This window comes from Negativicoccus succinicivorans, from assembly GCF_018372215.1.
GTDB lineage: Bacteria > Bacillota > Negativicutes > Veillonellales > Negativicoccaceae > Negativicoccus.
Genome location: NZ_JAHAJN010000002.1, coordinates 133,661 through 155,074 on the forward strand (window position 1 = coordinate 133,661; position 21,414 = coordinate 155,074).

22 protein-coding genes and 1 tRNA gene are annotated in these 21,414 nt (G+C 54.3%); 10 read left to right on the top strand and 13 right to left on the bottom strand.

Annotation, left to right across the window (positions count from 1 at the left end):
• Positions 1–119: 119 nt before the first annotated feature.
• From KIB08_RS02085 to KIB08_RS02095, 3 genes are all read right to left on the bottom strand, one after another.
• Positions 120–530: a hypothetical protein gene (locus tag KIB08_RS02085; RefSeq protein WP_303988945.1), complete on the bottom strand. Its 411-nt coding sequence runs from the start codon at positions 528–530 to the stop codon at positions 120–122.
• Between the two features lie 177 nt (positions 531–707).
• Positions 708–796, bottom strand: a tRNA-Ser gene (locus KIB08_RS02090).
• Between the two features lie 51 nt (positions 797–847).
• A complete protein-coding gene (locus KIB08_RS02095; protein ID WP_303988947.1) occupies positions 848–1,804 on the bottom strand; it encodes a magnesium transporter CorA family protein in 957 nt (318 codons plus the stop codon).
• Positions 1,805–2,033: 229 nt separating this feature from the next.
• Here KIB08_RS02095 and rpsF point away from each other — a divergent pair, with 229 nt between their 5' ends.
• The 4 genes from rpsF to KIB08_RS02115 all read left to right on the top strand — a co-directional run bounded on the left by rpsF (position 2,034) and on the right by KIB08_RS02115 (position 4,753).
• Complete coding sequence (gene rpsF / locus KIB08_RS02100) at positions 2,034–2,324, top strand: 30S ribosomal protein S6 (protein WP_303988950.1); 291 nt, start codon at positions 2,034–2,036, stop codon at positions 2,322–2,324.
• A 15-nt stretch (positions 2,325–2,339) separates the two neighbouring features.
• Positions 2,340–2,804, top strand: a complete 465-nt coding sequence (locus tag KIB08_RS02105; RefSeq protein ID WP_075939307.1) for a single-stranded DNA-binding protein — start codon at positions 2,340–2,342, stop codon at positions 2,802–2,804.
• Between the two features lie 25 nt (positions 2,805–2,829).
• On the top strand, positions 2,830–3,060 hold the full coding sequence (rpsR, locus tag KIB08_RS02110; protein WP_075939308.1) for a 30S ribosomal protein S18: 231 nt from the start codon (positions 2,830–2,832) through the stop codon (positions 3,058–3,060).
• A gap of 433 nt (positions 3,061–3,493) precedes the next feature.
• Positions 3,494–4,753 (top strand): YadA-like family protein, encoded by a 1,260-nt coding sequence (locus tag KIB08_RS02115; protein WP_303988956.1) that lies wholly within the window; start codon positions 3,494–3,496, stop codon positions 4,751–4,753.
• Between the two features lie 173 nt (positions 4,754–4,926).
• Here KIB08_RS02115 and KIB08_RS02120 read toward each other — a convergent pair whose 3' ends face one another.
• Positions 4,927–5,496, bottom strand: a complete 570-nt coding sequence (locus KIB08_RS02120; protein ID WP_303988959.1) for a TetR/AcrR family transcriptional regulator — start codon at positions 5,494–5,496, stop codon at positions 4,927–4,929.
• Between the two features lie 213 nt (positions 5,497–5,709).
• On the opposite strand from KIB08_RS02120, the gene KIB08_RS02125 reads away from it, so the two are divergent.
• Positions 5,710–7,671: a heavy metal translocating P-type ATPase gene (locus tag KIB08_RS02125; RefSeq protein ID WP_303988962.1), complete on the top strand. Its 1,962-nt coding sequence runs from the start codon at positions 5,710–5,712 to the stop codon at positions 7,669–7,671.
• 41 nt (positions 7,672–7,712) lie between these two features.
• On the opposite strand, the gene KIB08_RS02130 is transcribed toward KIB08_RS02125, so the two are convergent.
• Genes KIB08_RS02130 through KIB08_RS02145 form a run of 4 tightly spaced genes read right to left on the bottom strand, consistent with a single transcriptional unit; the run spans position 7,713 to position 10,551 of the window.
• Positions 7,713–7,970, bottom strand: a complete 258-nt coding sequence (locus KIB08_RS02130) for a DUF951 domain-containing protein (protein ID WP_303988965.1) — start codon at positions 7,968–7,970, stop codon at positions 7,713–7,715.
• A gap of 9 nt (positions 7,971–7,979) precedes the next feature.
• A complete protein-coding gene (gene larA / locus KIB08_RS02135) occupies positions 7,980–9,251 on the bottom strand; it encodes a nickel-dependent lactate racemase (RefSeq protein WP_303988968.1) in 1,272 nt (423 codons plus the stop codon).
• Between the two features lie 20 nt (positions 9,252–9,271).
• The gene (locus KIB08_RS02140; RefSeq protein WP_303988971.1) at positions 9,272–9,787 is read right to left on the bottom strand and encodes a pyridoxamine 5'-phosphate oxidase family protein; all 516 of its coding nucleotides are present in this window, start codon (positions 9,785–9,787) and stop codon (positions 9,272–9,274) included.
• On the bottom strand, positions 9,784–10,551 hold the full coding sequence (locus KIB08_RS02145) for an alpha/beta hydrolase family protein (protein WP_303988974.1): 768 nt from the start codon (positions 10,549–10,551) through the stop codon (positions 9,784–9,786). The genes KIB08_RS02140 and KIB08_RS02145 overlap by 4 nt, the downstream gene beginning before the upstream one ends.
• Before the next feature lie 275 nt (positions 10,552–10,826).
• On the opposite strand from KIB08_RS02145, the gene nrdJ reads away from it, so the two are divergent.
• Both nrdJ and KIB08_RS02155 read left to right on the top strand, forming a co-directional pair.
• Positions 10,827–12,878 (top strand): ribonucleoside-triphosphate reductase, adenosylcobalamin-dependent, encoded by a 2,052-nt coding sequence (nrdJ, locus tag KIB08_RS02150; protein WP_303988976.1) that lies wholly within the window; start codon positions 10,827–10,829, stop codon positions 12,876–12,878.
• Positions 12,879–12,893: 15 nt separating this feature from the next.
• Positions 12,894–13,766 carry an HAD family hydrolase gene (locus KIB08_RS02155; RefSeq protein ID WP_303988979.1) on the top strand — a complete coding sequence of 291 codons (873 nt, stop codon included), beginning with the start codon at positions 12,894–12,896 and terminating at the stop codon, positions 13,764–13,766.
• Positions 13,767–13,841: 75 nt separating this feature from the next.
• Here KIB08_RS02155 and KIB08_RS02160 read toward each other — a convergent pair whose 3' ends face one another.
• The 5 genes from KIB08_RS02160 to KIB08_RS02175 form a co-directional block, all read right to left on the bottom strand.
• Positions 13,842–14,492, bottom strand: a complete 651-nt coding sequence (locus tag KIB08_RS02160; protein WP_303988982.1) for a hypothetical protein — start codon at positions 14,490–14,492, stop codon at positions 13,842–13,844.
• A 68-nt stretch (positions 14,493–14,560) separates the two neighbouring features.
• Positions 14,561–14,686, bottom strand: a complete 126-nt coding sequence (locus tag KIB08_RS02165; RefSeq protein WP_273259450.1) for a hypothetical protein — start codon at positions 14,684–14,686, stop codon at positions 14,561–14,563.
• 151 nt (positions 14,687–14,837) lie between these two features.
• Positions 14,838–15,806, bottom strand: a complete 969-nt coding sequence (floA, locus tag KIB08_RS02170) for a flotillin-like protein FloA (protein WP_075939319.1) — start codon at positions 15,804–15,806, stop codon at positions 14,838–14,840.
• Positions 15,807–15,815: 9 nt separating this feature from the next.
• Positions 15,816–15,923, bottom strand: a complete 108-nt coding sequence (locus tag KIB08_RS06930) for a hypothetical protein (RefSeq protein WP_368487376.1) — start codon at positions 15,921–15,923, stop codon at positions 15,816–15,818.
• Positions 15,924–15,927: 4 nt separating this feature from the next.
• Positions 15,928–16,068 (bottom strand): hypothetical protein, encoded by a 141-nt coding sequence (locus tag KIB08_RS02175; RefSeq protein WP_303988990.1) that lies wholly within the window; start codon positions 16,066–16,068, stop codon positions 15,928–15,930.
• Positions 16,069–16,216: 148 nt separating this feature from the next.
• On the opposite strand from KIB08_RS02175, the gene KIB08_RS02180 reads away from it, so the two are divergent.
• From KIB08_RS02180 to KIB08_RS02190, 3 genes are read left to right on the top strand one after another with little or no spacing between them, the layout of a single operon-like run.
• On the top strand, positions 16,217–16,678 hold the full coding sequence (locus KIB08_RS02180) for a hypothetical protein (RefSeq protein ID WP_303988992.1): 462 nt from the start codon (positions 16,217–16,219) through the stop codon (positions 16,676–16,678).
• A gap of 25 nt (positions 16,679–16,703) precedes the next feature.
• Positions 16,704–20,366 (top strand): cobaltochelatase subunit CobN, encoded by a 3,663-nt coding sequence (cobN, locus tag KIB08_RS02185; protein ID WP_303988994.1) that lies wholly within the window; start codon positions 16,704–16,706, stop codon positions 20,364–20,366.
• 60 nt (positions 20,367–20,426) lie between these two features.
• The gene (locus KIB08_RS02190) at positions 20,427–21,386 is read left to right on the top strand and encodes a mechanosensitive ion channel family protein (RefSeq protein ID WP_303988996.1); all 960 of its coding nucleotides are present in this window, start codon (positions 20,427–20,429) and stop codon (positions 21,384–21,386) included.
• Positions 21,387–21,414: the final 28 nt, after the last annotated feature.

Below are 21,414 nucleotides of genomic sequence, written 5' to 3' on the forward strand. Positions count from 1 at the left end.
ATATATATCTTTCTAAAAATCTATAATTCTAGCATTTTGTCATTCTTAAATATTAAGATGTTAAGATATTTAAGCAAACAAAAAAGGACGGATAGCCCGTCCTTTTAAAATACACGATTTTATTCAAAAAGATGCTGATATTGCTTTATTTCTGAATTACTAAGTTTTTTGTAGATATATTCAACGCGCTCGCCACTGAAAGAACGGGCTGTTCTGGTTATCGAAGTATAATCTTTATTAAAAAATAAATCTGGGGGAGTTATTTTATCCTGCTCTAAAGTTTTTTGTTCGACATTTAATACTACCCGGCCCGCCCAATCTTTTTCCATTTTTGTTTGTTCATAATTATTTATAAAAAGCGAACAATCATAGGCATTATCACCAACACTTTTTAAGACCACTGCTCCGGACGGTTTGTTATTTGAATCTAAACGTAAATATGTTCCCGACACATCCGGCGTACTGCTGCAACCGGCAATAAAGAAGGACATGCATAGTACCGTTAAGAAACCTACCAGCTTTTTTATCATAATGTCCTCCTAAGTTTTTTAGATGTTAAAATGATAAGTTTTTAACATCACAACAATTTATTATGTTTTAATTATATAATCTTAAAAGGAAGATGCAATTTTATAAAAAATTTAACTCGCAGTGTTTATTTCGCGCAGCAAAAAAGCGCGACATGGTCGCGCTACGGTTTGGTTCAATGGCGGAGAGGGTGGGATTCGAACCCACGGCCCCTTGCGGGATCACCGGTTTTCAAGACCGGCTCCTTAAACCACTCGGACACCTCTCCAAAGTTGTGACTTTTCTATTTTACCGAAATCGTTACCAAAAAGAAAGAAAATTATAAATAATGACGTCGCCAGAGAATGAAGAGCGCCACTACCGTTGATACAAAAGAGATGCCGATGACACCCCAGAAACCGCTCATCTGACCTTCCCACGGCACGTCCGTGTTGATTCCCCACAGACTGAATACCAACGTCGGCACGGCGAGCAAAATCGTCACTGATGTGAGCAGCTTCATAACCTGGCTCAAGTTGTTGCTGATGATGGAGGCGAACGTGTCCATCATGCTGTTCGAGTTTTGCGAATACATTTGAACCATTTCGATCGCCTGCTTGTTTTCGATGATGACGTCTTCGAGCAGATCTTCATCTTCTTCGTACATCTTCAAAAGCGGGCGCGGCTGCACGTTGTTGCGCAGACGCAGGAGGCGTTCCATCACGACGCCGTTCGCTTTGAGCGCGCTGGTGAAATACGTGAGTGATTTCGAAAGCTCCAGCAGCTGGAAAAATTCTTTGTTTTCCGCCGTTTCCCGCAAGCGGGCTTCGATGACGTCGGTGCGCTTGTTGATTTTCCCCAAGGCTTGCAAAAAGAGCGTCGCGGTCCGGTTCATCAGTTGGAACAGAAAGCGCGTCTTCTTGTACGTGCGAAACGTGCTGTACGTATTGCCGCGAAACGGTGCGAGCACATTGTTTTCTTCCAGGCCCACCGTGATAAAATATTTTTCGGTAATAAAAATACCGAGCGGCAACGCGTCATAGCTGTCTTCCGTCTCCCGCACGACCGGCGTATTGATGACGACGAAAATGTAATCGTCTTCCAACTCCACGTGGGAACGTTCTTCCGGGTCCAATGCCGAACGGAAATCTTCAATCGGAATCGGTGTGATCTTGGCCAGGCGGACCAATTCTTCTTCCGTCGGATGCACGACGTTAAGCCAGGAGCCTTTTTCCGCCGCTTCCGGCACGACCTCCTGCAGAATTTGATCTTCGTCATGTTTGTATGCGATGAGCACCGTTCCACATCCTTTCATTTCCGTCTTGTCATGAACGCTCCGCGGGCGAAAATCTCCCCGCGCAGACATGCTTATTATACAATACGGAGGCGCAAAACAAAAGTGCCGCGCCGAAGAAAACTTGTAAAGTAAAAATAAATACGCTATAATATATAAGCTGTGTATCGAAAGATACCGCTCCTAGCCCTTTGTACGAAAGGGCCATATGTCCAAAAGAGGAGGTGTCCAAATGAACAAAAACTACGAAGTCATGTTCATCATCAATGCCGGACTGGATGAAGAGGCGGCGGACGCGATTGTGAAGCGCGTCGAAGACCTCATCACCAAAAATGGCGGCACGGTGAACAACATTGACCGCATGGGTAAACGTCGTCTCGCTTACGAAGTTAAAAAGCAGATCGACGGCAACTATGTGCTCATCGAATTTGCCATTGATCCGGCGCAGATCAAAGAAATCGACCGCGTTATCAAGATCAATGAAAAAATCATTCGTCATTTGATTGTCAAACAGGACAAATAAGTCCGGAGGTAGACTATGAATTCCGTACAAATCATCGGCAACCTCACCCGGGATCCTGAAGTTCGTTACACGAAAACAGGAAAACCTGTCGCATCGTTCACCGTTGCGGTCAACCGCAGCTGGGTCAGCGTGCAGGGGGAAAAACGAGAAAGTACAGATTTTATTCCGGTCGTTGCGTGGGGCAAACTTGCCGAGCTCGTCGGCAACCGCCTGAAAAAAGGCACCCGCACATTCGTCGAAGGTCGCTTCCAAACCCGCTCGTATGAGACGCAGGAAGGCGAGAAACGCTACATCACCGAAGTGGTAGCGAACCTTGTCGCGCCGAACGTCGATTACGACAAGCAGCCGTCCGCTGCGCCGGAACCGCGCGCTGACTACAGTCAGTTCGGGGCTCAGCCGCAAGCCGGCGGCAACTTTGGTAACCAGCCGAGCGGACAAGTGTTCGGCGGTAATGGCAACGACGACGATATCCCGTTCTAACGCAAGACCGATAGGGAGGCAAATTATGAGAAGAGATCGTCAACGTCGACCGCGCCGGAAAGTTTGCGCCATTTGCGCCGACAAAATCCAGCACGTCGATTATAAAGATATCAATTTACTGCGTCGGTTCACTTCCGAACGCGGCAAAATTCTGCCGCGCCGTGTGACCGGTGCCTGCGCGAAACATCAGCGCAAAGTCAATCTGGCGATTAAACAGGCTCGCGCGATTGCGCTCTTGCCGTTTTCGGTAGATTAATTAAAACCGCCTTCGGGCGGTTTTTTTGTACGTAAAAATAGGCGGGAGCCGTTCCTGTGACCGGCATTTTTATTTCTTATCAAGCGCAATGCGATCATGTGACGCGACCGCCGTCGGAAATACAATCGCATACCGCGCGTATGATTGACACGGCCCAATCGACGAAAATAACGCAAGGCGGTTTCATGGCGAAAAAACGGCTTCTTGCGCGGAATCCCCAAATGAATTACAAGAATAATTGACCGTAAATGGGACATTCTTAATGCAACCTTTCCTTGACTTAAACTAAGTATAAGAATATACTGGAACTAATCGGCAGACTGTACGCGTTTGTGAGCGCATAGCGGGTCGCCACCAACGATTTCAATCGTTTGCCAACGACTCATATTGCGTCGTAGAATACCCGGTCGTCAAACTATCAGGAGGTTTTTACATGAGCAAAAAATGGTTGGGAGTATTGGTAGGTCTTTCCGTCATCGGCGGCAGCACGATGGCATTCGCCGCGCCGGCGCCGGAGGAAGCGCAAGCGTTGAAACACATCGATCTCGGCGGTAACTACTACTACTCGGGCAAACAGCAGCAAGTTTCGCACAATCAGGTATTGAGCCATATCGAAAAGCTGAACAACTTGTTGGAAAAAGATGCCGGCTGGGGCAAAACCGGTTTGGCGGCGGGGTACAACCAGGCTATGCAACATGGCTCTTTCATTTTGAATACGATTAATGAACTGCCGGTAAGCCAGGACACCAAAGACAAATTGACTTTAGCGTATACAGGTGTGATCGGTAAAATGCAAGGAACGCTCGCTGAGAAATTTAACATCTCTGATGGCCTTCGTGTAGACGAACTCATCAAAGCGATCTCCACGGGCAACGACATTTCGGAAAACGACAACGAGAAAAAACTCGTGGAAGCCGCCAAAGCCGGTTACTATGCGCGTCGCATGGAAACGGAACTGATGGGCGCGTTCCCGGGCGTGGTGAACACCGTAAACGAAACGATTGATCAGGTCAACACCAACACCAAAGCTATCGCGGATAACACCAAGGCGCTCGATACCAAAGTAGATAAAGACGCTCAGGCTAACGTTGATGCCGCGCAGGACAAGAGAATTACGACCAACACCGGTGCTATCGCGGCCAACACCAAGGCGCTCGATACTAAAGTAGATAAAACCGCTCAGGCCAAAGTCGACGCCGCGCAAGATAAAGGCATCGCGGCCAACAAAGCGGCGATCGCGGATATGAACACCAGCTTCAATGATCGTTTCGGCGAATTGGATCAACGTGTCGACAAAGTTGGCGCGCTCACCGGCGCGCTCGCCGGTTTGAAACCGATGCAGTACGATCCCATCGCGCCGACGCAGATCATGGCGGCCGCTTCGACCTATGAAGGCGAACAGGGATTCGCTTTGGGCGTCGCTCACTACACGAAAGAAGATCTCATGCTGCACGCGGGCGTCGCTTACGATGGCGATGACGACTTCATGGGCAACATCGGCGTCACCATGAAAATCGGTTCGTCCGCTGACCGCGAAGTCATTCCGGAACGTTACCAAGCCGGCCCGATCTCGTCCGTCTATGTCATGCAGGATGAAATCACCGACTTGCAGGCGAAAAATGCCGCGCTTACCGCACAAAATGAAAGAATCATGGCGGAACTGCAGGCGCTTCGTCAGCACGTCGGCATGTAAGCACCGTTTTCTATGGAATCAAAAAAGGACATCCGCGGATGTCCTTTTTTATTTGCCCGAATTTCACTAAAGCAAGCCGATGACGCGGAAAAGGTAAATTATTTTCTCGATTTACGCGGCGCTTCGCTCGCATGCGCAGGCTGCGAGTAGAGGCATTCACATTGCGATTTATTTCAGCGGCCGAGCAGGGGATCCATGACGGCGGTGAAGTAGCCGGCGATTTCTTCGGGCGTTTGCCGCATGTCGTTTTCGATCCACCAGTGAATGGTCTCGACGAAAGTGCAGGCGAAATGGTTGCGCAAAAAATCAGCGGGCACGGCGGGGCGTTCGCCTTCTTCATGATTGAGCCAATATTCGCCGAGTTGCAATTTCAAATGCTCTTTGAGATAACGCAAAAAGATGTCACGACTGTCGGAACGCAAGAGCCGCATAAAGGCTTCGCGCTGATTGCTGATGTGGTAGAGAATGTGCGTGGTGTACGCGCGGTAACCGTTGCCTTGCGGTGTGAATTCGGGAATGGGACAATGCACGCCGACGCCGGCGAAAACATGACCGAAGAGTTCGGTCAAAAGCGCTTCCATGAGCGCCTCTTTCGTGGGAAAGTGGGAGTAAAATGTACTGCGCCCGATATTGGCGGCATCGATGATTTGTTGCACGGTGATTTGCGCGTAACGGCGGCGGGCTAAAAGTTCGGTGAACGCCTGAAAAATGGCGTTGCGCGTTTTGATTTGACGGCGATCCATAGCATTTTCCTTTCCGCGCCGACGCAAAAGCGGCGCGAGACAGCAATTATTTTATTGAACAAAAGCAAGATTCTATTCAGTAATGAACGATTCCTCTTGTTTGCGTCTGGTCAAGTAGTGGAATATTTTTTACAATGAAGACAAATAAGAAACAATGTGTTCATTAAATACTTACATTGTAACGATACAGAGTAGATTTGACAAGGAGGAACTATGTGGGATCGCTGGTGGGAATGGGCGCTTAGACCGCGCATGATGGTACTGATGACCGTGCTACTGCTCGTGAGCGCATACGGTCATTTGACCAATAACGCTTTTTTGCAAATGTATGATCCCGGTTGGGGCGTGCTTTTGTTAGCGGGCATACCGTTGTTGTTCGGCGGGATCGAGTATCTCGTGAAAGAAAAAGAATTAACGTCGTGGCTCTTGGTCGGGATCGCGCTGGTCGCTTGCGTCGCGCTGGGCGAAGTGTTCGCGGCGACGGAAGTGGCGTGGATCATGGCGTTCGGCGAATGGTTGGAAGGACGCACGGTGCAACGGGCGCGCCGCGGCTTGGAGAAAATTTTGGCGCAGACGCCGGCGCAGGGGCGGCGGATCAATGACGCGGGCGAAACGGAAATGGTGGCAGCGGAAGAGATCCGCGTCGGTGATCGCCTGAGCGTGCATCCGGGCGAAACGATTCCGGCGGACGGCGTGGTGCTGATGGGCGCGACGGCGGTCGATGAAGCGATGCTCACGGGCGAATCGCTGCCGGTGGATAAACGTGACGGCTCGGAAGTGTTCGGCGGCACGGTGAACGGTTTCGGCGCGATTGAAATGCGCGCGACGAAAGTCGGCGCGGATGCTTCAATGCAAAGACTGGTGCGCTTGGTGCGCGAAGCGGAAAACGAGCAGGCGCCGGTGCAACGCACGGTGGATCGGTGGGTGCGCTACCTCGTGCCAACGGCGATTGCCCTGTCGCTTATCGTGTTCGCGCTTAATTTTTGGTGGGGCACGCCGCTCACGGCAACGATTTATCGGACCGTGACGGTGCTGATCGTCTTTTGTCCGTGCGCGCTCGCGCTTTCCACGCCGACGGCGATTGTGGCGGCGATCGGACAGGCGACAAAGGCCGGCGTGATTATCAAATCGGGGGCGGCGCTCGAAGTGATGGGGCGCATCGATACGCTCGCATTGGATAAAACGGGCACGATTACGACCGGCGAACTCGCAGTGACGGATGTGTTGCCGCTGCGGGCTGATGTTTCCGCGCAAGAGGTTTTGGCGCTGGCGGCGGCGGCGGAAGAACAAAGCGAGCATCCGCTCGGCAAGGCGATTCTGCAAAAGGCGCGAGAGGTCGGCGTCACGTTGCCCGCGCATACCGATTTTGTGATGACGGGCGGCCGCGGCGTGAGCGTTCGGCTGACCGACGGCAGCGTTCTTTACGCGGGGAGCGAACGGTACCTCGCGCAAGAAGGAATCGACATCGCGCCGACGGTGGAAGCCGTGCTGAACGAGTTACGCAGCAACGGCAAAATCGCGGTGCTTGTAGCGCAAGCGGATCAACTCATCGGCGTGGTCGCTTTCGCGGATACGGTGCGCGCACAGATGCCGGCGGTGACGGCGGCGTTGCAACGCGCTCGACTCACGCCGGTCATGTTGACGGGCGATAATACGCAAACGGCGCAATTCGTCGGCGCAACCGTGGGCATTGATGAAGTGCACGCGCGCCTGCTGCCGGAAGACAAAGTAGCGTACATTGTCGCGCAGCAAAAAGCGGGCCGACGCGTGGCGATGGTCGGCGACGGCGTGAACGACGCGGCCGCGCTGAAACGCGCCGATGTCGGGATCGCGATCGGCGGCACGGCGGGCGATATGGCGATCGAGGCGGCGGATATTATTTTGCCGGGGAGCGATATGACGCGCTTACCGTACCTCGCGCGTCTTTCGCAAAAGACCTTGCGCACGATTCACATCAACTTGGCGATCGCGTTGTCGCTGAATATTCTCGGCGTCATTTTATCGCTTTTCGGCTGGCTGACGCCGGTGACGGGCGCGATCGTGCACAACGCGGGCTCGATTATCGTGTCGTTGCACGCGATTTGGCTCTATGAAACCAAAATTTTGACCGGCGTGCGGGAGGCGGATGCCCGACCGACTTGCGGCGCGTCATCGCGCGATATCATCCGCGGCTGATGACGCAAAAAAAAGACCTCGTATGAGGTCTTTTTTGTTGGTTAATTTTGCGCGGCATCGTCCGCGGGAAAAGAATGATCGGTCGGCGGCGCGAAATCGTCGCGATCGGCGACCTTGGTGACGACGCCGCGCACCGCTTTCATGAATTTCGGACGGGCGATCAGCACGGTATGACCGCAACCGCGGCAGCGAATGCGAAAATCCGCGCCGATGCGCAAGACTTCCCATTCCTTATTGCCGCAGGGATGCGGCTTTTTCATGGTGACAATATCGCCGATATCTACTTTTAAATACGCCATGGTTTCTCCTTACGCCTTTTTCACAAGCCGCGGCACCGTGCAGCTGCCTTGCGGCATGAGGCAAATGTCCGCGTTCGGACCGAGTTTTTGTTCCGCCAGCGCCAGCGCTTCTTCGACCGAATGCACCGGCGTGAAAAGGGCGGCGCGGGCCGCGTCGTCGGGCATTTCGGAAAGCAAATAAAAATCCGCTTTTTTCATCAGCCGCGTGACCGCGTACGCTTTGTGACGGCCAATTTGAAAATCTTCGCGCACGTACGCTTCGATTTTTTCCGGCGAAGGATACGCGCGCACCGTCGCGTCAACTTCACTGTTGCCCGAACCTTCCGGACAGGCGGCGAGTAAAATGACGACACCGCCTTCCTGCACGGCGCAAACGGCGTTGTCCATCGTTTTTTGGCTCTGGTAAATATTGATGTCTTTCGGATAGCCGCCGCACGTCACGATGACGATCGGATATTCGCGCGGAATCTCGACGCCGTTCATGCGGTCGACCAACTCGCAGGCTTTTTCGTGCGCGGTGATGTAGTCGCCGGCGAACACGCCGATGACTTCTTCCTTTTCATTCAAGACGGTATTGAGCAAAAAGGTCGGGCGGTGCATTTCACAGCCTTCGACCTGATCGAGATAGATCGGATTGGTTTTGATCTCACCAATGACCGCGTGCGGATCGAGCATCAAGGAGTGGTTGTGACGGATGGTTTCCCGATGCGCTACGCCCGGAAAGAGCGCCTTGCGCCCGCCGCCGAAACCGGCGAAGAAATGGTGAACGACGCTGCCGGTCAGAATTAATTTATCCGCGGCCAGCGCGTCTTTGTGAAACGCGACCGGCGTACCGTACGAGGTCGTGCCGATTTTGACGTAATCCGCGTCATGCCGCGCTTCCGCGTTGACCGTGCGCAGACGGCGAAAGAGATCTTCCGTGATTTGCGAAATCATTTCTTCGTCCGTCATCGGGCGATGCATGCCCAGTGCGAAAAGAATCGTGATATCTTCGTCCGCCACGCCGCGCTCGTTCAGCATTTCCACTATGACCGGCAAAAAAATATCCGTGTGCGCGATGCGTGTCGTATCATTGACGATGATCGCGACTTTGTCGCCGGCGTCAATCAGTTCCGGCAGAGGGGCGGAGTCGATCGGATGCAACAGCGCTTCACGAATCGCTCGGATCGGATCGGCGAGCGGCTGCATTTGTGCCATGGTTAAACAATTTTTTACCCGTTCGTCGGGCAATGTAAAAGAAATTTCTTGGCGGCCGTAGGGCCAGGTGTAGGTAGTTTCCATGGGACTCCTTTCCGAATGATTTACATCGTTTGCGCGGCGGCGTGAAGTTTTTCTTCTTTCAATACACCGCTGGCTTGTTTGCCGGTCAGTGTTTCGATTTTGAGATAAAAAACCGCGACTTCATTCAGATATTGATCGACGAAAGCTTCCACCGTGTGCTCATGTTGCGGCAGGTAATGATTGCCGAAGCTCTGCATCAACGCTTTTATTTCCGCTATGTCATGGACGACGGTGAGCGGTCCGAAGGCAATAACGCTTTTAAAATACGTAGTAAATTCCGCCGCATGAATATCGGCGCGATCAATCACGCAAAATGAGCCTTGCGGGTTTGCGGCGATGGCGCTCATTTTATGTCCCTGAGGGGCGCCATGAAAGTAGAGCGTATTATCGTGGTACCAATAATTGAGCGGAACGGCGTATGGTTGACCGTCGGCATCAATCAAAGCAAGCACGCCTTCATGGTGCTTCTGTAAAATTTCCCGGCACGCTGCATTGCTGAGTGCCTGTTCCGGTCGACGCATTGCTACTGATTTCATAGTTCCTCCTTTTTGCCCGTGTATAAAAAGCGGTTGCCGAGCCAATCGGTGGCGGATACGAGCATGCCTGTCGTCACGAAGTGACCGAGATCGTCAATGAATTCCGTTTTGACATCGGCGCCGGCATCTTGCAAAATGGTGGCGAATTCCACATCCGCGCGCGGGTCAACGGAGTTGTCGGCGGCGCCGTGAATGAGGTAGAACGGTTTTTTCTTGAGGGCCTGCGCGTGCATGTGCGGCGACATTTCCTCCACAGCTTTATTGATTTCAGCGGCCAGCGGATACATTTGTCCGAAGCGCGCCTGGAAGAAAAGATGGCTCAGCGGCCAATGACCGGAACCGTTGATCGCGACCACGCCGGACACCGCTTTTTGTTGTGCGGCGACGCCGAGCGCGGAGAAACCGCCCATGGAATGGCCGGACGACACGATCAGTTTGTAACCGTTTTCCCGCGCGTAGTCCATCCAAATATCGCTTTCACGCACGTTTTGGAACAGCGTTTTCCAAAAGTACGGATAGGATTTCGGATCTTCGTAATCGATTTCGCCGCGGTTGTCATGGTAAATCGCCGTCGGCACGATGACTTCCCAGCCGGCGTTCGCAAAGGCCAGCGCCCGCAGTTCTTGTCCGGCCATCTTCGAGCTCCAGCCGTGGTACCAAATCACCAGGCCGCGCGGATTGACGGGGGTGTAGCGGATGGCATCGATGCCCTGGCGCGTAATGGTGGAAATATTCACCATGAACGCGCGTGCTTGTTCGCTCATTACATTCGACTCCTTTATTTTATCGGGAACGTATTGTTTTACGCTTAGTTTTATTCTATTACAAAAACGATGCGCCGCCAACCGCGCGCCCGCGGAAGGCGCAAGCGGCGGAAAAATTCGCGCTTGTGGTAGTTGCTGTCAGACGCTTGTCAAAATGCTTATACAAATTTTGCATTATACAATATCTTGTAACCGAAAAAAGAAGATGTATAATAGATATACAAGTTATTGATTACCTGCTTGCAGGTTACAAAGATATCGTATGGAGGAGAAATATGAGTCGTTTTACCGGTTTCAGTGAGGAATTTATTCAGCAATATCCGCATTTTCCGGCGCATATGACGCAGTTGGCGAAGTTCGTTTACTATCGCACGTATTCACGTTGGCTGGAGGAAGAGGGGCGGCGGGAAACATGGCGGGAAACCGTCGTGCGCGCGCTCACGTATAATTGCCAAATGGCGGCGGAAAATCAGGAAGACGCGGAAGCGCTCTTTGACAATGTTTTTAACCTGCGTCAATTTATTTCGGGACGCAGCTTGTGGATCGGCGGTTCGAGCGCGTCGGAAAGTCTGATCACGGCGAATTTCAATTGCGCTTTTACGGTGATGGATAATGTGCACGCGTTTGTCGATCTGTTTTACCTCTTGATGGTCGGCACGGGCGTGGGCTTCCGCATTTTGAAAGACGATGTGGCGAAGTTGCCGAAGTTCCGCCATGACGTCATTTTGGAAAACTTGCCGTTTGAGCCTTTGCCGTCGAATGAACGCGTCGATCCGACGTCGATTATTTTCCGCACGGACGATATCGCGACGATTGTGGTCGGCGATTCCAAAGAGGGCTGGGTGCAGGCGCTGCAGTTCTATCTCGATATTCACACGCGCCATGATTACCGCAAAATTAAGCGGGTCCGCATCAATTACAACGGCGTGCGCCCGAAAGGCGAACGGCTGGTGACGTTCGGCGGTACCGCGTCAGGGTATGAATCGCTGGCGACGATGTTTGAAAAAATTCATAAAGTGCTGACGACGGAAGAATTCGCGCCCGCGCCGGTCGAAGGGCAGTTGCGCCCGATCCACGTGCTCGATATTTGCAATATCATCGGCGAAAACGTGGTGGTCGGCGGCGTACGTCGCACGGCGGAAACGGCGATTATTTCGCCGGACGACGATGAAGTTATCGAGGCCAAAACCGATCTTACGCCGAACAAATTCCACCGCTTCATGAGCAACAACAGCATTTATTTTACGGAAAAACCGTCGCGCGAACGCTTGCAGCAGATTTTTCACACCTTGCGCTACACGGGCGAACCGGGCTTCGTGAATGCGGCGGAGGGCAAACGCCGTCGCGCCGATTTCGAGGGCTTGAACCCCTGCTTTGAAATTTTGCTGCCGCGCAATTCCGTTTGTAACCTGACGACGGTCAATATTCTCGCCTTCGTGAAAGACGGCAAATTGTTGAAAGAGGAACTTTTGGCGGCGGAACGGTTGAGCGCGCGCGCGTGCTACCGCATGACCTGCATGAATCTCGAATTGCATAATTGGAACCAAACCCATCAGCGCGACCGTTTGCTCGGCTGCTCGATGACGGGCTGGCAGGACGCGATGAGCGCGCTCGGCTACGATCGGGAGCAACAGATCGAATTGATGCGGGAATTGCATGAGGCGGTCCGCGAAGCGGCGGACGAGTACGCGGACGAGCTCGGCACACCGCATTCGCTGTTGGTGACGGCGGTGAAACCGGAAGGAACGCTCTCGCTGGTGGCGGGCGGCGTCAGTCCGGGATTGCATTACTCGCACAGCGAATATTTTATTCGCCGGATCCGCGTCAACGCGAGCGACCCGCTCGCCAAGACGGCAGAGGCGCTCGGCTGGAGCGTGCATCCCGAAGTGGGACAGGAAGAACCGAATGTGCGCACGAAAGTCATCGATTTCCCGTGCTACTCCCCGGTCAAGCGCACGAAGTACGATGTGTCGGCGCTCGAGCAGCTGCAGACGTATTACGATTTCCAGAAGCATTACACGGAGCAGAACAGTTCCAATACGATTTCGATTAAAGACGACGAATGGGACGACGTTTGCCAAAACGTGTACGATCATTGGGACGAAATGCTCGCCTGCTCGTTCTTGAGCCTGTCGGATCATCACTATGAACTCGCGCCGTACGAAGCGATCACGAAGGAAGAGTACGAAGCGATGATGGCGACGATGCAGGACTTCAACCCCAATTTGCTGAATTATTACGAACAGGCGACGGGGAACGAAGGCAAGGAATTTGAGATTTTGGACGATCGGGAAGAATGCGCGTCGGGAGTTTGCCCGATTAAATAAAACGAGGTGCTGAGGATGGAACAAGCGCCGATTTTGGCGATTTGCTATGATTTTGACCACACGCTTTCACCGGACGACATGCAGGCCGCGGGCTATATTCAGTCCGTCGGCTTCGCCGTAGAGGATTTTTGGCGAGAGTCGCGATCTCTGGCGGAACAAAATGAAATGGATCGCAATCTCGCGTATATGTACCTGATGGCGAAGACGGCGCGCGGCAAAGTGGTATTCACGCGCGAGCGACTGGCGGAGTACGGCGCGCAAGTGCCGTTGTATCCCGGCGTGCGCGAATGGTTCGCCAATGTGAACGCGCTGGGCGACGCGGCGGGCGTGCAGGTGGAGCATTACATCATCTCGTCCGGATTGAAGGAAATGATCGCGGGCACGGCGATCGCGAACGAATTCAAAGCGATTTACGCGAGCTCCTTTTTCTATGATGAAGACGGGGTGGCGGTATGGCCGGCGCAAGCGGTCAATTACACGAATAAAACGCAATTTCTGTTTCGCATCAAAAAAGGCGTGCTCGATGTCAATGACGAACGCATCAACGAATATTTTCCGAACGAAGAGATGCGCGTGCCGTTCCGCAATATCGTCTACATCGGCGACAGCGCGACGGATATTCCGTGCATGAAGCTGGTGGCGAGCTCGGGCGGCCACGCGATCGGCGTGTATGCGCCGGGCGAATCAACCGCCATGGTGGACGGTTTACTGCGCGACGGGCGAATTCAGTACAAAGCGCCGGCGGATTATCGGCAAGGCGCGCCGCTGGAACAGCTGATCGGCGCGATCATCGCGCAGACGGCGACGCGTGAAAATCTGGAGCGGCGGAAAGTAGCCGACCTTCATGACGCGAAGCGCCGACTCGTGAAGGCAAAGCAAGGGCAATAATTTTTCCGAATTAGCATCACGCCATAAAAAATAAAAAGAAGACACAAAAAAACCGCCGTACGGCGGTTTTTTGTATTACGGCAATTCATACGGCTGATCGCCGCGCGGCGGCCCGAAGATGGCGGCCATGATAATGCCTTTTCGCCAATCAGCGCGCGTTAAGCGGCGCCCTTTCATGCCGACGCGACGCGCCGATAAGGGCGTCGCCTTCAGCGTCGCGAGCGGATTGTCGTTGCCGATCGGGAGCGACGGTTTTTTTAAATCGCGTACGGCGGCAGGCGCCTGACGCAACGGATGGCCGGCGTGATCGTGGCCGGCATGCGCCAATGTCGCGGGGTGACCGGGTTCTTCGATCGGCATTCCCGAATGCCGCGCCGGTGTTTCCATAGGCGGTTTTTCTTTCGGCGCGCGTTCCGGTGGCGGATCTTTTTTCGGAACGGGATCGGTGACCGAAGGATCGTCCGCGTCATCGGAAAGCGGCGGCTCGAAAGGCGCCAACCATTGCTTTTTCATAAGCTCGATGGCCTCTTCCAGCGATGGCAGGCTTGCCGCGGTTGCCTCTCCCTGCGTGCGTGGTCGGGGCGGTTGCGCATTTTGCTGCGCGGAAGGGTCCGAGTACTCCGGCGGCAGCGCATGATTTTGTTGTGATTTTTTACGTCGCTTCGATTGCAATGAATCGACAACAACGATAGCGATGACAAGCAGGATGCCCAACAATGAATCCATAGGTTGTCCTTTCCTGTGCGGTGAATTTCAGCCAAAGCAACGCAAGTCGTTGCCGTCTCGATTTTTTATCAGTGTTTCCGTTTTTTGCGAAACAGACGGAAGAGACCGCGGCCGAGCGTGAAGTAGAGCAACACTTGCAGTAAAGTGGCGGTCGTTACCGCGATGACGCGGATGATACTGCCGATAAAGCCCATGCGTTTGCGCCTCCTTCAGAAAGCACGGCAAGCCGTCAACGACGGTTTAACCATTTGGCGATCGCGTATGCGATGCCGATACCGGCGATGAAGTACAGCGCCAAGCGCAAAAACGATAAAAAGAACGCGGCTCGTAAAAATACACCCATGATTATTCCTCACTTTCCGGTTTGGCAATCGCCTCACGCATTTCCGTGTCGGCGTTGATGTTTTGTAAACGATAGTAATCCATGACGCCCAATTTGCCCGATTTGAGCGCTTCCGCGAACGCGATCGGCACTTCCGCCTGCGCGCGGACCACTTCGGCCTGCATTTCCTGCGTTTGAGCGCGCATTTCCTGCTCTTTGGCGACCGCCATCGCGCGGCGCTCTTCGGCGCGCGCCTGAGCGATGCGTTTGTCGGCTTCCGCCTGGTCGGTTTGCAGTTCCGCGCCGATGTTGCGTCCGACATCGACGTCGGCGATATCAATGGACAAAATTTCAAAGGCCGTGCCGGCATCCAAACCTTTTTCCAATACGGTGCGAGAAATGTGGTCGGGATTTTCCAAGACGTCGGTGTGACGTTCGGACGAGCCGACGGTTGTGACGATGCCTTCACCGACACGGGCGATGATCGTCGCTTCGCCGGCGCCGCCGACCAAGCGGTCGATGTTGGCGCGAACGGTGACGCGCGCCCGCACGCGCAATTCGATACCGTTTTTCGCCATCGCCGAGATAATCGGCGTTTCAATGACTTTCGGGTTAACGCTCATTTGCACCGCTTCGAGCACGTTGCGTCCGGCGAGATCAATCGCGGCAGAGCGCTCGAAGGTCAGCGGAATCGAAGCGCGGTGCGCGGCGATCAGCGCGTCGACGACGCGGTCGACATCACCGCCGGCGAGGTAGTGCGCTTCCAGCTGGTTGACGTTGACCTCAAGTCCCGCTTTCGAGCCTTTGACGAGCGGCAACACGATCACGCGCGGCGGCACGCGACGCAAGCGCATCCCGATGAGATCGAAGATGCTGATATGAACGCCGGCCGCCAATGCGGAAATCCACAACCCGATCGGCACGAAATGCTGCAAAATCAGGATAAAAAAGACAATCAGCACAATGGTGAAGCCCGGAAAAATAAAATCCATATTTCCTCCTTATAATTCGTTGTCGCTATCGGAGCGCGCGGCAACGATGATGCGATTACCGATGACGCGGCGCACAATAATCGGTGTACCGCGCGGGATGAACTCGCCCTGCGTCACGACATCATAGAGACGGCCGTCGATTTTGGCAGTGCCCGCCGGTCGGGGGCATCGCCTGCGGTACGGGCGGCGGCGGAGCCGCGACGGTAGCGGCGATTCCCAACAGACACGCGCTGCAAAGAAGCGCGCTGATTCGTTGTATCATAGTAGCTCCTTTCTGACGCTGCAGAATACCATTTATACCTTGAATATACCTGACGAAAAAAGCAGTGTCAAACGCGCGACAAGCGACGGATCGCATATGACCCTTGCCCGTCGGGAAGGAGTTCGTTACAATAATATAAGGAGGCTGTATGCAGGAACGAAAATCATTAACGAAAATTACTTTGGAGACATCCGTGCGTGCGGCGGCTCCGTTCCAACTCATTTACACGGCGATGGGCATTGTGTTCGGCATGCAAATGGTGATGACGCCGCGTTCCCTTTTACAAGGGGAATACGCCCTGGCCGTTTTAGTTTGCGTTTGGTTGATTCACAGCGCTAAGCGCGTGCTTGTCGTGCTCGATGCCGAGACGATGGAAGTCACGTTGCGGTCGACGACGCTCCGCGGTTTGCTTGGGGAGACGTTCGGCAAAAAAACGACCGCCACGGTGGAATACCGATCGGTTGTCGGCGTGTCGGAGACATGGCGCGAATTATATGTAGTCAATCGCCATGGCGGGATGAGCGTGATTCCGGTCACGTGGCATGAACTTTCCGCCCATGATCGCGGTGTGATTTTGCGTCGCTTTCAGGAAGCAAAACACGAAAGTTAACGGCTAGAAATACAAAGGAAAAATTATGAAACGAGTCTATTGGCTGACCAATATTGACAGTCAGGCTGACCATGTCGCGCGGGCATTGCGCTCGTTGCGCGAAAAAAATGAAACGATTCCGGCCGAGGTTATTCGGGTCAAAAACGGTGACGCGACCGATTTCACGCCGCCATCATTTCAGGATGCGGCGCTGGTCGTGATGTCCTTCATGGGCGGTCAGACGCTGGAGGAAGAAACGCTGAACGCGTTGAATGAATATCCCGATGTGCCGTACCTGGTGCTGGCGCACGGAGCGAATCCTGCTCGCCCGCACGGCGTAGAACCGGAAACGATCGAACGGATAACGCGGTATTTGGCGTACAGCGGTTTGCGCAATATCGAAAACCTGTGGCGCTATCTCGCGAACACTATTTTGCATATCGGCAAAGGAGCGACGGCGGAACCGCAACAACTGCGCACGGACGGATTATACTATCCCGGTGAAGAACCGTACGGAACGCTTGCGGAATTCGCCGCGGCGCATCTCGATCCGGATAAATACACAGTCGGATTTTTCTTCTTGCGCGATGATTGGCTTTGGGGCAACTTGCGCTTTTACAATGCGCTGATCGCGGAAATTGAATGCGCCGGCATGAACGCATTGCCGCTTTTCACGCATTGGGGCAGCGGCGCAAGTCAGGAACGGACGCTTGAAACCTGCGTGCAGGAATATTTTTACGACGCCGACGGCAAGGTCGTGCCCGATGTCGTCATCAATAACCATCGCATGTCGTTGCGACTGGGGCGCGCGAACGATCCGAAGTTTTTGGAAAAACTCGGCGTGCCGACATTGCAGGCGTACCATTCCAAACAGGATGAGGCGACTTGGCGCGCCAATCCCGCCGGCCTCACGCCGACGGAAATCTCGGCGACGGTGGCCATGATTGAAACGGACGGCATCTTGCACGGGCCGGTCGCGTCGCATCGCGAGGTCGAACCGGGCGGCGAGTCGCAACGCGAACCCTGTGCGTACGGTTTGGAACTTTTGGTACGCAAGGCGAAACGCTGGGCGACGCTGCGGCACAAACCGAACGCGGCGAAAAAAGTGGCGATCGTTCTGCACAATTATCCCGCGAATAATACCAATATCGGCTGCGCGGCGGATCTCGACTCGGGGGCGAGTTTGTTCCGCTTTTTGCAGGCCATGCAAAAAGACGGTTACGATGTCGGCGCGCTGCCGGACACGGCGGCGGAGCTTTGGGAAGAAGTGCTCGCGCACATGACCAATGACCGTCGTTACCTGAGCGAAACGATGCAACGCGACGCGACGAAAATCGCGGGCAGCGATGTGATTAAATATGAAAAAACATTGCCTGCAAGCGTTGTCCAAAAGATGAATGAGACATGGGGGAACGCGCCGGGCGACGCCTTTGTCAACAATGACGAAGAACTTTTGTTGCCGGGCTTACGGCGCGGCAATATTTACATCGCTTTGCAACCGCCGCGCGGCTTCGGTGAAGATCCGTCGGCGATCATTCACAGCCCGACGCTTGCGCCGACGCATCATTACCTGGCGTACTACCATTACTTGCGCGACGTGTTCGGCGCGGATGCGTTCGTTCACCTCGGCACGCACGGCTCGCAAGAATGGCTGCCCGGCAAACAAATGGGCCTGTCGGATGAATGTTACTCGCAAATTACGATGGACGACATGCCGAATATTTATCCCTATTTAACGACGATTATCGGCGAAGGCATTCAGGCCAAACGACGCGGTCAGGCGGCGTTGATCGGCTACCTGCCGGCGCCGACGGCGCAAGGCGGTCTGTACGGCGACTGGGAAGCGCTGGCGCCGCTTTTGGATGAGTATCGGCATTACAAAATCTATGAACCGAAACACACGGCAAGCGTGGTCGCGGACATCGCGGCCTTGGTGGAAAAACTGGGTATGACCGAAATGTTCGGCACACCGACGGCGGAAACTCAGGAAGAGTACATGCTTAAAGTACACAATTTCCTGGACGATATGGAAAGCAGTGAAACGCATACCGGTCTGCATGTTCTGGGAGAAGTGCCGACGGGGGATGAATTATACGCGCTCGTGCGTAAACTCGTCGCGGTGGCGCACGGCGATGTGCCGTCGCTCGTTGACGCGCTCGCGGAGGCGCTCGCCGTTCCCTACGCGGACATCGCGCAAAAAGCGCTCGCCACGCCGGAAGAGCTCGCGCAAAAACGCGACGTCGATCGTAAAGCGGAAGAGCTTTTACAGGCGCTTGCCGCGCGTGACTGGCAGGCGGATACTTGGCAGGATCTCGTCGCGGATACGCCGCAATCGCCCGCGTTGGACGCGGTGCTGGCGTTGATCACCGAATCGATTTTGCCGAAAATTCGAGGCGTCGGTCAGGAGTTGACAAATCTTGTCGACGCGCTGTCCGGCGTGATGGTGCCGGCGGGTCCGGGCGGCTCGGCCGCGTCGGGCAATTTGGAAGTGCTGCCGACCGGACGCAATTTCTACGGCATCGATCCGACGAAAATGCCTTCGGCGACAGCGTGGAAATTAGGCACGGCGCTGGGCGACGCGCTCTTGGAACAATACGTGGCGGAAGAAGGCAAGTATCCCGAACAGGTCGGCATCATCGTTTGGGCCGGACCGAACTTGCGCAGCAACGGGCAATGTATCGCGGAAATTTTATATTTACTCGGGGTTAAACCGGTTTGGCGGGCGGAAACGGGACGCGTGGAACGGCTCGAAGTGCTTCCGCTTAACGAACTCGGCCGTCCGCGTATCGATGTGACTGCGCGCATCAGCGGCTTGGTGCGCGATTCGTTGCCGCAGGCGGTCGCGCTCATTAATCAGGCGGTCGCGCTGGTCGCGGATCTGGACGAACCGACGAATATCAATTTTGTTAAAAAACATATCGAAGCGGACGCGGCGGAATTGGCGGCGGCGGGAACCGATCCCGTGGCGGCGCTCAAAGAGGCGCGGTACCGCGTCTTCGGTTGCCCGCCCGGCGCGTACGGCGCCGGTGTCGGCAATGTGTTGGACGAAAAAAATTGGGAAAATGAATCCGATCTCGCCGACGCGTACTTGGCATGGGGCGGCTACGCTTACGATGAAAACGGCGCGGCGCACGCGTCGAAAGAAGCCTTCGCGCAACGTCTTAAAACGCTTGACGTCACCGTGAAAAACGAAGACACGAGCGATCTGAACCTGATGAGTTCGGACGATTTCAACGCGTACCATGGCGGCATGGTGGCGGCCAGCCGCGCTTTGGGCGGGAAAGCGCCGCGGTCCTACGTCGGCGACAGCTCGCAGCGCAGCCGGGTGCAGGTGCGCACGCTCGCCGAAGAATTCCAACGTGTCGTGCAGTCCGAAGCGCTTAACCCGAAATATATCAAAGGCATGATGCAGCACGGTTATAAAGGCGCGCTGGAACTTGCCAAGCGAGCGATGCTTTCCTACAGCTGGGACGCGACGTCGGGCGTTATGAATGACGCGCTTTACAATCGCATCACCGAATCCTACGTGCTCGATCCCGAAGTGCGGGAATGGATGCAAAAAGTCAATCCCTGGGCGCTGCACGAAATCAGTGAGACGATGCTCGAAGCGCGACAACGCGGCATGTGGAACGTGCCGGACGAAATGCTCGCCGAACTGCGCGACATTTACCTTGCGACGGAAGGCGATTTGGAAGAACGCAGCGAATGATCCTTGGAAAAAGAAAACGATGCTTGCTTGAAGGCAGACAATACATGGTGGGTAGGTATTATGGAGACAAAAACATCGGCCGATTTGGCCAATAATGTACAAGATAAGGTGGGCAAGGCGGCTACGAGCGTCAGCAACGAGGTCACCGAGCAGGTCGACACGGCCACGCAATGGACCGCCAACGCATGGGATTTTCTTTTGACGCACCTGGTCGATTTTCTGATGGCGATTCTGATCTTCGTGATCGGCTACTACATCGCCCGTTTTCTGCGTGACAGTTTGGCGCGGGTGATGAAACGCTCCCGCCTGGATCAGCTGGTAGTCGACTTCGTGACGCAGGGCTTATATTTTTTCATTCTAATCCTGGTCGCGTTGGCGGCGCTGAACAAAATCGGCGTGCCGACAGATTCGTTTGTCATGGCTTTGGGCGGTGTCGGTTTAGGCGTCGGCTTGGCTTTGAAGGACAATATCAGCAACATGGCGGCCGGCATTCTGATCCTGGTTTTTCGACCGTTTCGGATCGGAAATTACGTGCGGGTCAGCAGCGCGGAAGGGACCGTGACGCAGATTACGTTGATGAATACGCACTTGCGCACGATCGGTCGCGAGGAAACCGTCGTGCCGAACGCGATGATGATCTCGAACGCGATCGTCAATTATTCCGTATATCCGACGCGTTGCATGGAGCTTTTGCTTGATGTGGCGTACAGTTCCGACTTGAATCAGGTCGTCAGCGTTTTGAAAGATGTCGTCAAACGTGACGGCGGTGTTCTGAATGCGGACGATATGCTGATCGGTGTGCGTGAATTCGCCGATAACAGCGTGCGCGTGTACATGCGCCCCGAAGTGGATTCCTTGGAATATTGGCCGACATATCATCGCTTAATGCAATCGATCAAGGAAGCTTTTGATGCGAACGGCATTGATATTCCGTTCCCGCATCGCGTGCTCATCTTGGAAAAAGCGGAAGACGCGCCGCCTCTGACGGGCGTCTCGCCGGAGCAGGGCAACACCAAATAGATTTTGGCATCGCGACCGTCGCAGGCGA

Bases quoted from the DNA above. Each gene is read 5' to 3' on its own strand.
- rpsR (WP_075939308.1), top strand. From the start codon at position 2,830: ATGAGAAGAGATCGTCAACGTCGACCGCGCCGGAAAGTTTGCGCCATT.
- KIB08_RS02130 (WP_303988965.1), bottom strand. From the start codon at position 7,970: ATGGCGTATTTAAAAGTAGATATCGGCGATATTGTCACCATGAAAAAG.
- KIB08_RS02105 (WP_075939307.1), top strand. From the start codon at position 2,340: ATGAATTCCGTACAAATCATCGGCAACCTCACCCGGGATCCTGAAGTT.
- KIB08_RS02175 (WP_303988990.1), bottom strand. From the start codon at position 16,068: ATGATACAACGAATCAGCGCGCTTCTTTGCAGCGCGTGTCTGTTGGGA.
- KIB08_RS02180 (WP_303988992.1), top strand. From the start codon at position 16,217: ATGCAGGAACGAAAATCATTAACGAAAATTACTTTGGAGACATCCGTG.
- KIB08_RS02125 (WP_303988962.1), top strand. From the start codon at position 5,710: ATGTGGGATCGCTGGTGGGAATGGGCGCTTAGACCGCGCATGATGGTA.
- larA (WP_303988968.1), bottom strand. From the start codon at position 9,251: ATGGAAACTACCTACACCTGGCCCTACGGCCGCCAAGAAATTTCTTTT.
- KIB08_RS02165 (WP_273259450.1), bottom strand. From the start codon at position 14,686: ATGGGCTTTATCGGCAGTATCATCCGCGTCATCGCGGTAACGACCGCC.
- KIB08_RS02155 (WP_303988979.1), top strand. From the start codon at position 12,894: ATGGAACAAGCGCCGATTTTGGCGATTTGCTATGATTTTGACCACACG.
- KIB08_RS02120 (WP_303988959.1), bottom strand. From the start codon at position 5,496: ATGGATCGCCGTCAAATCAAAACGCGCAACGCCATTTTTCAGGCGTTC.
- KIB08_RS02160 (WP_303988982.1), bottom strand. From the start codon at position 14,492: ATGGATTCATTGTTGGGCATCCTGCTTGTCATCGCTATCGTTGTTGTC.
- KIB08_RS02115 (WP_303988956.1), top strand. From the start codon at position 3,494: ATGAGCAAAAAATGGTTGGGAGTATTGGTAGGTCTTTCCGTCATCGGC.
- cobN (WP_303988994.1), top strand. From the start codon at position 16,704: ATGAAACGAGTCTATTGGCTGACCAATATTGACAGTCAGGCTGACCAT.
- KIB08_RS02190 (WP_303988996.1), top strand. From the start codon at position 20,427: ATGGAGACAAAAACATCGGCCGATTTGGCCAATAATGTACAAGATAAG.
- nrdJ (WP_303988976.1), top strand. From the start codon at position 10,827: ATGAGTCGTTTTACCGGTTTCAGTGAGGAATTTATTCAGCAATATCCG.
- KIB08_RS02140 (WP_303988971.1), bottom strand. From the start codon at position 9,787: ATGAAATCAGTAGCAATGCGTCGACCGGAACAGGCACTCAGCAATGCA.
- KIB08_RS02085 (WP_303988945.1), bottom strand. From the start codon at position 530: ATGATAAAAAAGCTGGTAGGTTTCTTAACGGTACTATGCATGTCCTTC.
- floA (WP_075939319.1), bottom strand. From the start codon at position 15,806: ATGGATTTTATTTTTCCGGGCTTCACCATTGTGCTGATTGTCTTTTTT.
- rpsF (WP_303988950.1), top strand. From the start codon at position 2,034: ATGAACAAAAACTACGAAGTCATGTTCATCATCAATGCCGGACTGGAT.
- KIB08_RS02145 (WP_303988974.1), bottom strand. From the start codon at position 10,551: ATGAGCGAACAAGCACGCGCGTTCATGGTGAATATTTCCACCATTACG.